The following is a 13,307-nucleotide window of genomic DNA, read 5'->3' as shown; positions in this document are numbered from 1 at the left end:
CAGATAATTCAACTAATTAATTTTAACTTAACAATTTCATTATGAAGAAACTTGTCGCAAAATTATGGGCGGTTTTAATGCTCATGTTGGTCTCTATGCAGACGATGGCTACAGACACGTTTACCAGCAATCGTACTGATTTCCGAGACGAAAGTATCTATTTCATGATCACCACCCGTTTTTACGATGGAGATCCAAGTAACAACGTGCTCTGCTGGGACAACCAGGAAGCACAGAAGAGTACCAAGGATCCTTGTTGGCGTGGTGACTTCCAGGGTGTGATTGACAAGCTCGACTACATCAAGGCGCTTGGATTCACTGCCATCTGGATTACTCCTGTCGTACAGAACGCTTCTGGTTACGACTACCACGGCTATCATGCCATGGATTTCTCTAAGGTTGACTGCCGCTATCAGAGTGGTGACGGCAAAAAGAGCGGTGACGTGATGTTCCAGGAACTCATCGACAAGGCTCACGCCAAGGGTATCAAGATCATTCTTGACATCGTGCTCAACCACACCAGTAACTTCGGTGAGGAGAAGCTCTGCAAGATGTTCGACCGTGATACTCATCTTCGTAACCAAGCATACATTGATGCTTGTATGATCCCTGATGAGAGAAAGTTGGGCAATGATTACTTGGGCAATGTAAAGATACAGTATCAGCGTCGTCTTGCCCTGATGAAGAATACAGATGGCAATAACCACGATATACACAACTATTGGCACCATACTGCCAACAACTGGAACTGGGACTTCCCAAGCCGTTGGATGGGTCAGATTGCTGGTGATTGTGTGGATCTCAACACAGAGAACGACTACGTGGCTAAGTATCTCGTAGATTGCTATGGACAGTTTATCAAGATGGGTGTCGATGGTTTCCGTATTGATACATCCGGCCACATCTCCCGCTTGACATTCAACAAGGAGTTTATCCCTCAATTTGAAGCACTTGGTAAGCAGTACGAGAACAAGCGCTTGAACAAGGCACCTTTCTTTATGTATGGTGAGGTTTGTACACGTATGAACGATGTAACCTATAGAGGTCAGGCAAACCTCTCTTGCTACTTCTATACCTGGAAGTCGGACGAGGCCTTGCTCAACAAATGGGATGGAAGCAAAAGTTACTGGGATAATCAGGTGATTCCTGAGGGTTCTGAGCCTGTAGGTCCACAACTGCTTTGCTTGGAGGAGACTACTTCTCCAAAGAGCAACAATGCCAAGATGCTCAATGGTGCATGGCACGAGCCAGACTATTCTCAGTCAAGCGGATTCAACGTCATTGACTTCCCTATGCACTACAGCTACAACACTGCCCAACAGGCTTTCAGCTTGGCAAGCGGCGACGAGTGCTATAATGACGCTACTTTCAATGTGGTATATGTAGATAGCCATGACTATAGTCCAGGTCCAAGCGATACCAACCGTTTCGGTGGTACAGATGCTCAGTGGGCTGAGAACCTCTCTCTCTTGTTTACCTTCCGTGGAATCCCATGTCTCTATTATGGTTCTGAGGTAGGTTTCCGTCGTGGTGTAGTAATTGATAAAGGTCCTAATGGTCCTCTTTCTAACACCGGTCGTGCTTACTTCGGTGGTTATATCACAGGTGATGTAGAAGCATCAGACTTCGGTGAATACAAGGCTTCTGGTAATGTGGCTGCCTCTTTGAATCATGATGTGGCTCAGCACCTCATCCGTCTGAACAAGATTCGTCAGGCAGTGCCTGCTCTCCGCAAGGGTCAGTGGACTACAGATGGTTGCACTGCCAATGGCGGTATCGCTTTCAAGCGTGCTTATAAGGACAGCTATGCACTCGTAGCCCTCAATGGTGGTGCTACTTTCACAGATTGCCCAGCTGGTACTTATACAGACTTGGTAACAGGCAAGATTTACACAGGTCCTACTATCACCGTTGATGCTCCTAATAATCAGGGTCAGGTTCGCGTACTCGTGAAAGACTGGACTGGTGGCAAGCTCATTGAGGATGGCGCTTTCATCTACGAAACTGCTGCTCAGCATAAGGGTGGTCAGACCTATGATGGTAATGAAGAGGCTGGTACAACTTGGATTGATGAGGCTCCTATTCAGCCTGCAAGCGTTTCATTCTCACAGGCAGGTGGATCATTCCGCACTGAGACTATTAACATGACAGTTACTCTCTCTGAAGACGCTAAGTCTGGTTGGTATCAGATACAAGGCCAGGATAAGGTGAACTTGACTCCTGGTGTGAGTGAGAACCTTACCATCGGCGAAGGTATGAACTTTGGCGACACCAAGACTATTGATTGGAGCGCAGAGGGCCAGGACGGTAAAGTGAAGAGCGGTAGCTTGACCTTCACCAAGGTAGATCCTAATGCTTCTATCATGGTATATGTAAAGGCTGCTAATGCTCCTCACATCCATGCTTGGACAACAGGTACAGACGGCAAAGACTTGACAGGCGCATGGCCTGGTAAGGTAATGGCCGGTCCTGTGGAGATTGATGGTGCTAAATACTGGACTTACTCTTTCGATGGCGTAGAGAATTTCAATGTCATCTTGAATAATGGAAATGGTGCACAGTCTGGTGAAATCACTGGTATCACAGGCGATATCCACTTGGAGTATGATGGTGGTACAAGTGCCAAGAAGATTGACGCTCCTGTCAATACTGCAGCCAAGGTTACTTTGAGTCCTAATGGTGGTGACTTCCAGAAGACTATCTCCGTAACAGCAACCCTCAGCAACAATGCCAAGAGCGGTTGGTATAAGATTGGTGATGGCGAGCAGGTGGCTTTTACTCCTGGTAAGGCTGCTACTTTACTCTCGGTGCTGACATGATGGAAGGCGAGAGCAAGACTGTAACTTGGAGCGCAACCAATACTGACAATGAAACCAATACTGGTTCTGCAACCTTCACCAAGATAAAAGAGGTAGTTATTCCTACTCCAACAGGTATCTTCGCTTACTTCCTCGCTCCTGCAGAATGGAGTGACATCCACGTATGGGCTTGGAATGATGCAGACAACTTTACCGGTGGTACCTGGCCAGGTGTAAGCTGTACTAAGACTGACATGAAGAAGAATGGTCTGGATGTCTGGATGTGGAAGTTTGATGGTGATTTGACAGGTGCTCCTACTAATATTATCTTCAACAATAATGGTAATGGTGTCAACCAGACAGAAACTTTTGCTTTCGTCAACGGTGCAGTTTATGACCGCAACGGTAAGACCAATGCTTTCGAGAACGGTGCAGTTTATTACCGCAACGGTAAGACCAATGAGTCTGCCTCAACAGGTATCAACCAGGTAGGTTGCAAGAAGGCTCCTGCTAAGTTGCAGATTTACTCTATCAATGGTGTGAAGGTAGCCGAAGTGAACAAGGTTTCTGATGCAGAGTATGTCCTGTCTCCAGGTATGTACATCTGCAATGGCAAGAAGTTTGTTATCAAGTAGTCAATGGTTAGCCGCCATTACTTTTAGAAACATTTAGTTTATCATATTTCATTTATTTTAGGTTTTAGTACTCCTAAATGACTTGAAAAGAGCAATTTTTCAGTCATTTAGGAGTCTTTTTTGTATATATAAGTAGAAAATATATTAAAGATTTTGGGTAAAACCTTTTTTTTTGTAACTTTGCGCCCAAAAGTAAAAACAATATAAAATTTAAATAGATAATATGGCTAAGAAATTTGCCGAGCACAATGGTCTGAATTTGACTCAGACAAACAATGACGTACTAGCAGCGTGGGAGAAAAATGATATCTTCCACAAGTCTATCGATGAGCGTGAAGGCTGTCCTCAGTTTATCTTCTTTGAGGGACCTCCATCTGCTAATGGCCACCCGGGTATTCACCACGTGTTGGCACGTAGTATCAAGGATACATTCAACAGATACAAGACCATGAAGGGCTTCCAGGTTCACCGCAAGGCGGGATGGGATACCCACGGACTCCCTGTTGAACTCGGTGTCGAGAAGGAACTCGGCATCACCAAGAAAGATATCGACAACAAGGCTTCAGAGAAGTATATCTCTACCGAGGATTACAACCACAAGTGCCGCGAGAACGTGATGAAGTTCACCGCTGAGTGGCGCGAATTGACCGAGAAGATGGGTTACTTCGTGGATCTCGATCATCCTTATATTACCTACGATAACAAGTATATCGAGACTCTCTGGTGGCTCCTCAAGCAGCTCTACAACAAGGGTCTGCTTTACAAGGGTTACACCATCCAGCCATACTCTCCAGGCGCAGGTACAGGTTTGAGCTCTCACGAGTTGAACCAGCCTGGCTGCTACCGCGATGTAAAGGACCTCACCACCACAGCCCAGTTCCTCATCAAGGATCCTAAGGCAGAGTGGACCAAGTGGGGCAAGCCATACTTCATCGCATGGACCACTACACCTTGGACTTTGCCATCAAACGTGGCTCTCTGTGTGGGTCCTAAGATTGACTATGTAGCTATCGAGACCTACAACCTCTACAATGGCGAGCCTATGACACTCGTGATGGCTGAGGCTTTGGTAGGTTCATATCTGAAGGCAGACCAGGAGTGCAAGGAGGGCGATCTCCTGCCATTCGACAAGGAGAAGAAGCAGTGCCCATGGCGCATTATCGACCACATGAAGGGTACAGACCTCGAAGGCATGCACTACGAGCAGCTCCTGCCATGGGTAAAGCCATGCGAGAAGGTAGATGCTTTTGCTCCAGCTTTCGTTACAGAATATGCTGCAGCTCATCCTGAGAAGGTATTCGCTTCTGAGGATGGTCGCGATAAGTTCGTTGAGATGGATAGCGAGGCTTTCCGTGTTATCCTCGGCGACTACGTTACTACCGATGACGGTACAGGTATCGTTCACATCGCTCCTACATTCGGTGCCGATGATGCCAAGGTGGCTAAGGATGCCAACATCCCAGCTCTCTACCTTATTAATAAGAAGGGTGAGACCCGCCCAATGGTTGACCTCCAGGGTAAGTTCTATCTCATCGAAGACCTCGATGCCAACTTCGTGAGCGCTTGCGTTAACAAGGAGGCATACGCTCATCACGCAGGCGACTACGTGAAGAATGCCTATGACCCACAGTTTAATGTGGATGGTGTCTGGGACAAGAAGGCTTCTGAAAAGGCTGAAGACCTGAACATCGTACTCTGCTACGAGTTGAAGCAGGAGGGCAAGGCTTTCAAGAGTGAGAAGCACGTGCACAACTATCCTCACTGCTGGCGTACCGACAAGCCTATCCTCTACTACCCATTGGATAGCTGGTTTATCAAGGATACTGCCCGCAAGGAGCGCATGGTAGAATTGAACAAGACCATCAACTGGCAGCCTGAGAGCACCGGTACAGGCCGTTTCGGCAACTGGCTCGAGAACCTGAACGACTGGAACCTTTCACGTTCCCGCTTCTGGGGTACTCCATTGCCAATCTGGCGTGATGAGAACCGTGGCGAGAAGTGTATCGGCAGCTTGGAGGAACTGTATGCTGAAATCGAGAAGTCTGTGGCTGCCGGTATTATGCAGAGCAACCCATTGAAGGAGAATGGTTTCGTTCCTGGCGACTACAGTCAGGAGAACTATGATAAGATTGACCTCCACCGTCCATACGTTGACAAGATTGTATTGGTTAACGAGGAGGGCAAGCCAATGTATCGTGAGAGCGACCTCATCGACGTATGGTTCGATTCAGGCTCAATGCCTTATGCCCAGCTCCACTACCCATTCGAGGGAGAGATGGCACGTGGCACAGAGGCAGACCGCGATGCACTCATCCACAGCACCTACGAGGGATATGCTATTCCTCCTAAGTTCTATCCAGCCGACTTCATCAACGAGGGCGTGGATCAGACCCGTGGATGGTTCTTCACCCTGCACGCCATCGCTACCATGGTATTCGACAGCGTAGCTTTCAAGAACGTAATCTCTTCTGGTCTCGTTCTCGATGCCAAGGGTAACAAGATGAGTAAGCACGTGGGCAATGTGACCAACCCATTCGAGATGATCGATAAGTATGGTGCCGACCCTGTTCGTTTCTATATGATGACCAACAGCGAGCCTTGGGACAACCTCAAGTTCGACCCTAATGGTGTAGATGAGACCCGTCGCAAGTTCTTCGGTACCTTATATAATACCTACAGCTTCTTCGCCCTCTACGCTAACGTCGATGGTTTCGATGCAGAGGCTGCTCAGGTGCCATTCGAGAAGCGCCCAGAGATTGACCGCTGGATTCTCTCTTCACTCAATACCCTCATCAAGGGCGTTGACAGAGAGTTGGCTGGCTACGACCCAACCCGTGCAGGCCGTCTTATCGATGCCTTCGTCAACGATGACCTCTCTAACTGGTACGTTCGTCTGAACCGTAAACGTTTCTGGGGTAAGGAGATGAGCGAGGATAAGTTGAGTGCTTACCAGACTCTCTATACCTGTTTGATGACAGTGGCTAAGCTCCTGGCACCATTCGCTCCATTCTATGCAGACGAGTTGTATCACGACTTGGGCGGCGAGTTGGAGAGCGTACACCTCGATAAGTTCCCTGTAGCTGATGAGGCTGCTATCGATGCCGACCTGGAGGAGCGTATGGCCATCGCCCAGAAGATTACTTCCATGGTATTGGCATTGCGCCGTAAGGTGAACATCAAGGTTCGTCAGCCACTGCAGCAGATCATGATTCCTGCCGTAGATGATGTACAGAAGGCACATATCGAGGCAGTAGCCGGACTGTTGAAGAACGAAGTGAACGTGAAGGAGGTTAACTTCATTGAGGGTCAGGGCATTCTCGTGAAGAAGGTGAAGTGTAACTTCAGAGTGATGGGTAAGAAGTTCGGCAAGCTGATGAAGGGTGTTGCTGCCCAGATGTCAGCACTCGATCAGAACCAGATTGCAGCCTTCGAGAAGGCAGGCAACATCACATTGAATATTGACGGACAGGAAGCCGTGGTAGAGGTAGCCGACGTGGAGATTATCTCTGAGGATATCCCAGGATGGCTCGTATCTAACGAGGGCAATCTGACCGTAGCGCTTGAGGTAGAGTTGACTCCTGAATTGAAGAAGGAGGGTATGGCTCGTGAGCTGATCAACCGTATCCAGAACCTCCGCAAGGAGACTGGTCTGGAGATTACCGACCGCATCAAGGTGACTGTGGCTCCTAATGAGGAGACCAATGCCGCCATCGAGTCATTCGGCGACTACATCAAGGGTCAGGTACTGGCTGACAGCATCGAAATCGGTGACAACGCAGGTGTTGAGACCGAGTTTGATGACTTTAAGTTGAACATTCTCGTAGAGAAGAATTAAATAGTTAGGAGTTAGAAGTTAGGAGTCAGGAGTTATCCGAAGCTACTTGCTTCTAACTTCTTTCCTTAAAACTCTAGTCTAATAATAACTTTTATAACAAAACAACGTCTATGGCTAACGAAAAAGCACGTTATAGCGATGTAGAACTCGAGGAGTTCCGCGCTATCATTGAAGAGAAGTTAAAGGTGGCAAAGCAGACCTACCGTGACTGTATGGCTCAGCTCAACCACTCAGATAGTAATGATGTGGTAGATACATCACCAACCTACAAGGCTCTTGAGGAGGGCAGCGAGGCACAGAGCAAGGAGGAAATCATCCAGATGGCTCAGCGCCAGCAGAAGTTCATCAAGGGGCTGGAGGCTGCGCTGGTCCGCATTCAGAACAAGACCTATGGCATCGACCGCGAGACGGGTGAGTTGATTCCTAAGGAGCGTTTGCGTGCAGTACCTCATGCCACATTGAGTGTAGCTTCCAAGGAGGCTAGAAAGAAATAATAAATGGAGAAAAAAAGGAATTTACATATCGGCTGGCTCGTCACGGCAATGGTGGTTGTGCTGCTTATCATCGACCAATGGATTAAGCTGTACATCAAGACCCACTTTTGCCTTGGCGAGTCTGTTCGTGTTACAGATTGGTTTTTTATCGATTTCATTGAGAACAACGGAATGGCGTGGGGCATGTCGTTTATCGGCAAGTTCTGGCTCAGCCTGCTGCGCTCTGTAGCCATCGTCGCTCTCATCGTCTATCTCTATCGCATCATCAAGCGAGGTACGCATCGTCTGCTCTACATCATCCTCGTAGCCCTGGTACTTACGGGTGCCATCGGCAATATGATCGATTCGATGTTCTATGGTCTGATGTTCACTGCATCCTCGCCTTATTATGTATCCTATATGGTACCGTTCGGCGACGGATATGCACCTTTCTTTATGGGTAAGGTAGTGGATATGTTCCGCTTCCCGTTCTTCAGCTATACGTGGCCGGAGTGGGTACCTTTCTGGGGTGGTCAGCAGGGAACATTCTTCGATCCTGTATTCAATTTTGCCGATGCCTGCGTCAGCGTGGGTATCATCTCCATGCTGCTCTTCTGTCGCAAGGAACTGGAGCAGCTCGGAGGAAGTAATAAGAAAAAGGAAGGGGAGAAGAAGGAGACTTCTGCTAATAAGGAAGATAAGAAATAGAAAGGAGGCATGAGAATGAAGAAGTTAATGATTTGTCTTGTGGCAGTGATGGCATTGCTTTTCTGCGTTTCATCCTGCAAGCCTTCCCTGCCTAGCGGCGTCTTGTCGAAGGGCAAGATGACGGATATTCTTTATGATTATCACCTGGCTCTGGCGATGGCACACATGGATGACAACGGCGACAAGGGACAGAGCCTGGCTTATCGCGAGGCGGTGCTCAGGAAGCACGATGTCACCTCTGCCGAGTTCGATTCTTCCATGGTTTATTATATGCGTCATACCGAACTGCTGGAGGATGTATATAAGGACCTGACCGACCGTTACAACAACGAGATTACAGCCATGGGCGGTAGTGCCAGTGCTGGAGGAGAGTTTGCTAATCTCTCTGCCACCGGCGATACGGCTAATGTATGGAATCTCGCTACATCGATGGTGTTCATGCCTGTGCAGCCGTTCAATAGTACCAGCTTCGATATCAAGGTGGATTCTACTTTCCATAAGGGCGACCGCCTGATGCTCGATTTTGATGCGCAGTTCATCTACCAGGATGGTATGCGCAATGGTGTTGCGATGCTCGCAGTGCAGTTTGGTAATGACAGTATTGCCCAGCGTACCATCATGATTCAGAGTACCCAGCATTATTCGGTGGAACTCTCTGATGCTGATTCTCTTGGCATCAAGAGCGTGAAGGGATACTTCATGCTGATGAATGACGATAACGGTACGGGTGTCTCTTCTCAGACCACCTTGAAGCTGATGTTCCTGGAGCATATCAAGCTGATTCGCATGCATCCGCTGAAGCCTGTGGCAGCGCCGGCAGGAAGCTCTTCCTCGGCATCATCCGATAGTCTCCGCAAGGATAGTGCTTCTTCGGATGGCAAACCGCTGAAGCCGCTCAGGGAAATGAAGCCGATGATGGCAGAACCTCTTAAGACAAGATAGCGATGGAGGAACTGAGAAGATGCGGTGCTCATACCGTGGTGCTTCCCGATGGCACCATCCTGCAGCAGGCAGTGGTGGAGATTGCCGAGGGTAGAGTAGTCAATTACTATGAGTTCCGTGAGGAGTTGCCCATGACCGAATGGCTGGGTGGAGAAATCAGGGTAGAGCGTGATGAGGAAGGCATCCTCTGCGCCCTATGGAACGGGAAAAGGATCAAGAGTTGATAGTCTTCCCCCCAAAAGTAAACAATAAACATTAAACAATAAACATTAATAATATGTTAAGCGTAGATCAATTAGAAGACAAGTTGATAGACTTGGCATTTGCTGAGGATATCGGTGATGGCGACCACACAACCTTGTGTTGCATTCCAGAGGACGCCATGGGTAAGAGCCATTTGCTCATCAAGGAAGATGGCGTTTTGGCAGGTGTAGAAATGGCTAAGAAGGTATTCGCACGCTTCGATCCTACCATGAAGGTAGAGGTTCTGTTGCAGGATGGTACCCACGTGAAGAAGGGCGACATCGCTATGATCGTAGAGGGCAAGACCCGTTCGCTGCTTCAGACTGAGCGCCTGATGCTCAACATCATGCAGCGTATGAGCGGTATCGCTACCATGACTGCCAAGTATGTGAAGCGCCTTGAAGGTACCAAGACTCACATCCTCGACACCCGTAAGACTACTCCAGGTCTCCGTATGTTGGAGAAGCAGGCTGTGAAGATTGGTGGTGGTATGAACCATCGTATCGGTCTCTTCGATATGATTCTCCTCAAGGACAATCACATCGATTTCGCTGGCGGTATCGATAACGCCATCGACCGTTGCCATGCTTATCTCAAGGAGAAGGGGCTCGATCTGAAGATTGAAATCGAGGTTCGCAGCTTCGATGAGCTCGACCAGGTATTGAAGCACGGCGGTGTCAACCGTATCATGCTCGATAACTTCTCTGTGCCTGATACCAAGAAGGCAGTAGATATCATCGCTGGAAAGTATGAGACAGAGTCATCTGGCGGTATCACCTACGATACCATCCGTGACTATGCAGAGCAGGGTGTTGACTTTATCTCTGTAGGTGCCTTGACACACAGTGTGAAGGGTTTGGATATGAGCTTCAAGGCTTGTGATTAATATAAATAAAGGTATATTTTATGAATAAGATTTTTGCTTCAGCCCTGATGGCTGTAGCTATGTTGGGCAGTGTCTCAGAGGCTGAGGCCTGCAGCAACTTCATCGTGGGCAAGAAGGCATCAGTAGATGGTTCGGTGATGTGTTCTTACAGTGCCGACGACTACGGAATGTTCCAGTACCTCTGCCATTATCCTGCGGCTAAACATGCCAAGGGCGAGATGCGCAAGATTTTCGATTGGGACAGCAATAAGTATTATGGCGAGATTCCTGAGGCTGCCGAGACCTACAACGTAATCGGCAACATCAACGAGTGGCAGGTTACCATCGGCGAGACTACCTATGGCGGTCGTGAGGAGATGGTAGATTCTACCGGTATCATGGATTATGGCTCACTCATCTATGTAGCTCTCCAGCGCAGTAAGACGGCTCGCGAGGCTATCAAGGTGATGACCACCCTCGCCAATACCTATGGTTACAACTCTGGCGGTGAGACCTTCACCATCTGCGATCCTAAAGAGGCTTGGATCATGGAGATGATGGGTAAGGGTGCCGGTTCCAAGGGTGCTGTATGGGTAGCTCTCCGTATTCCGGATGATGCCATCTGTGCGCATGCCAACCAGAGCCGCATCGGCAAGTTCAATATGAAGGACAAGAAGAACGTGATGTATGCCAAGGATGTGGTATCTTTTGCCCGCAGCAAGGGCTGGTTCAAGGGCAAGGATGCTGATTTCTCCTGGAAGATGGCGTATGCCAAGCCTGATTTCTCGGGTCGCCGTTTCTGCGATGCCCGTGCCTGGGCTATGCTGAACCACTTCTATGATATGAGTCCTTATCTGGATTGGGCACTCGGCAAGAATCCTGATGCGCAGGATATGCCTCTCTGGGTGGTTCCTAACAAGAAGGTGAGCGTTCAGGATGTTGAGAATGTGATGCGCGACCATTACGAGGGTACTCCTCTTTCTGTAGCTGATGGTTCTGACATAGGTGGTGGTATCTGGGAGATGCCTTATCGTCCTACACCATTGATGTACAAGGTGGATGGCAAGCAGTATTTCAACGAGCGTCCTGTCAGCACCCAGCAGAGTGGTTTCGTATTCGTGAGCCAGATGCGTTCATGGTTGCCAAGAGAGATTGGCGGCGTGTTCTGGTTTGCCAACGACGATGCCAATATGGCTGCGTTCACTCCAGTATATTGCTCTATGACCGAGCGTCCTGAGTGCTACAATACTCCTGGTGCTGATGCGGTGCATTTCAGCAAGAAAAACGCATACTGGGTTTGCAACATGACTAGCAACATGGTTTATCCTCGTTACAGTCTGATGTTCCCAACCTTGAAGGAGGTTCGTGATAGCTTGGACAACAGCTATTTCGCTGCTCAGGCAGGTGTTGAGAAGAAGGCTCAGGAGCTTTATGCCCAGAACCCACAGGCTGCTGTGAAGTATCTCAACGACTACAGTGTAGAGAAGGCTCAGCAGATGTTGGCTCGCTGGAACCAGCTTTTCGAGTTCATGGTGGTGAAGTACAATGATATGATCATCAAGCCAACCGATAAGAATGGTACCTTCAAGAAGACTCCATACGGTTTGGGTGCTACTCCAGTTCGTCCTGGTTATCCAGAGAAGTTTGCCAAGCAGCTTGTCAAGCAGAGTGGCGATAAGTTCCTGGTTCCAGAGGAGAAGAAATAAAACAAGAATCTCCCTATAAGTTCAGGTGTCTTTATCACCTGGCTTATAGGGAGATTTTGTATGTCGCTCCTTCAAACTTTACTTGGTGTCTAATGAGCTTTTCAATATGCTTTAATGGCAACTCTTCCATCTTACGTGCAGATAGGAGATTGCCATGATGAAAGCATGGATGAGCACATGCAAACTGAAATAGAAATAATGAGTCCATACGCTTCTTGAAATACTGGTTGTGATAAATAACTTTACAAGTTGAGCGTTGCGGAAAAAACTCTTAAGAGAAGCTGCCGTTTTCCTTAAGGAAAAATATATTTTCCCTTAAGGAAAAAAATAAAAATCCTTAAGGGAAAATTCTCAATCTCTTTTTCTCCCATTTTCCAGGCGTTTTCGTCTGATTCTCTCTTCCTTGAATATTGTTTACACGGATATTCCCCCAACCAGTATGTTTTGGCAGGTTGGGGGAATATTATGTGTTAAAATCACAAAAAAACTTTGCGTTGTCAGGGATTTGCTGTATATTTGCAGAACTAATTTAAAATATTAATGATTATGTCAACAACAGCAGCAAGAATCCCAACTTCGTTCAGGTTCCAAAGCAGTTTGCTGGAAGAACTGAAAGAAAAGGCTAAGGCTAGCAATCGCAGCCTTAATAACTATGTGGAAAGTCTTCTCATTAGTATTCTCCATCCTTCTGAAGTTGTAGAGGATAATACAATTGATGAAGAATTGCAGAAGAAGATTGATAAAGCAATGGATGAATATAAAAAAGGAGAGACTCTTCATTTTGAAAATTCAACCGAGATGAACAAATGGCTTGATTCTCTATGATTTACAAAATAGATTATTCAAAAGATGCCACTAAAGTTATCAAAAAATGGAAAAAATCGAATAGGCCTCTTTTTGAGAAACTAAGAAAGGTTCTGAATAGTATAGCAGAAACACCTCGTGAAGGTATTGGGCATCCTGAGGCAATGAAAGGGGGAAACGATATAACTTATTCCCGCCATATTACAGCTCATGACAGAATTATATATAATGTTTTTGATGATATTATAACTGTAGTTGTAATTGAAGTTGAAGGTCACTATAATGACAAATAACTCGC

General features: G+C 47.4%; 11 protein-coding genes. All 11 read left to right on the top strand.

The window, feature by feature from the left end; translation table 11 throughout:
• Window positions 1-41 precede the first annotated feature (41 nt).
• Window positions 42-2,819, top strand: a complete 2,778-nt coding sequence (locus tag CFT61_RS05400; RefSeq protein ID WP_089543442.1) for an alpha-amylase family glycosyl hydrolase — start codon at window positions 42-44, stop codon at window positions 2,817-2,819.
• Entirely contained in the window at window positions 2,816-3,433 is a 618-nt protein-coding gene (locus CFT61_RS05395) for a starch-binding protein (protein WP_089543441.1), read from the top strand. Before CFT61_RS05400 ends, CFT61_RS05395 begins: the two co-directional genes overlap by 4 nt.
• A 223-nt stretch (window positions 3,434-3,656) precedes the next feature.
• On the top strand, window positions 3,657-7,268 hold the full coding sequence (gene ileS, locus CFT61_RS05390) for an isoleucine--tRNA ligase (protein WP_089543440.1): 3,612 nt from the start codon (window positions 3,657-3,659) through the stop codon (window positions 7,266-7,268).
• Window positions 7,269-7,378: 110 nt separating this feature from the next.
• Window positions 7,379-7,762 carry a TraR/DksA family transcriptional regulator gene (locus CFT61_RS05385; RefSeq protein ID WP_089543439.1) on the top strand — a complete coding sequence of 128 codons (384 nt, stop codon included), beginning with the start codon at window positions 7,379-7,381 and terminating at the stop codon, window positions 7,760-7,762.
• A 3-nt stretch (window positions 7,763-7,765) separates the two neighbouring features.
• Window positions 7,766-8,449 (top strand): lipoprotein signal peptidase, encoded by a 684-nt coding sequence (locus CFT61_RS05380; protein WP_089543438.1) that lies wholly within the window; start codon window positions 7,766-7,768, stop codon window positions 8,447-8,449.
• Between the two features lie 15 nt (window positions 8,450-8,464).
• On the top strand, window positions 8,465-9,391 hold the full coding sequence (locus tag CFT61_RS05375) for a DUF4296 domain-containing protein (RefSeq protein ID WP_254918866.1): 927 nt from the start codon (window positions 8,465-8,467) through the stop codon (window positions 9,389-9,391).
• Between the two features lie 2 nt (window positions 9,392-9,393).
• Window positions 9,394-9,615, top strand: coding sequence for a hypothetical protein (locus CFT61_RS05370; RefSeq protein WP_089543436.1), 222 nt, complete (start codon window positions 9,394-9,396; stop codon window positions 9,613-9,615).
• A gap of 53 nt (window positions 9,616-9,668) precedes the next feature.
• Window positions 9,669-10,520: a carboxylating nicotinate-nucleotide diphosphorylase gene (gene nadC / locus CFT61_RS05365; protein WP_089543435.1), complete on the top strand. Its 852-nt coding sequence runs from the start codon at window positions 9,669-9,671 to the stop codon at window positions 10,518-10,520.
• A gap of 20 nt (window positions 10,521-10,540) precedes the next feature.
• Window positions 10,541-12,205 (top strand): dipeptidase, encoded by a 1,665-nt coding sequence (locus CFT61_RS05360; protein WP_089543434.1) that lies wholly within the window; start codon window positions 10,541-10,543, stop codon window positions 12,203-12,205.
• A 546-nt stretch (window positions 12,206-12,751) separates the two neighbouring features.
• Complete coding sequence (locus CFT61_RS05355) at window positions 12,752-13,030, top strand: thymidylate kinase (protein ID WP_119250465.1); 279 nt, start codon at window positions 12,752-12,754, stop codon at window positions 13,028-13,030.
• Complete coding sequence (locus tag CFT61_RS05350; RefSeq protein WP_089543432.1) at window positions 13,027-13,302, top strand: Txe/YoeB family addiction module toxin; 276 nt, start codon at window positions 13,027-13,029, stop codon at window positions 13,300-13,302. The genes CFT61_RS05355 and CFT61_RS05350 overlap by 4 nt, the downstream gene beginning before the upstream one ends.
• The last annotated feature ends 5 nt before the right edge of the window (window positions 13,303-13,307 follow it).

It is taken from the genome of Segatella copri (assembly GCF_002224675.1).
Lineage (GTDB): Bacteria > Bacteroidota > Bacteroidia > Bacteroidales > Bacteroidaceae > Prevotella > Prevotella copri_U.
This window is presented reverse-complemented; position numbering and strand designations above follow the sequence as displayed.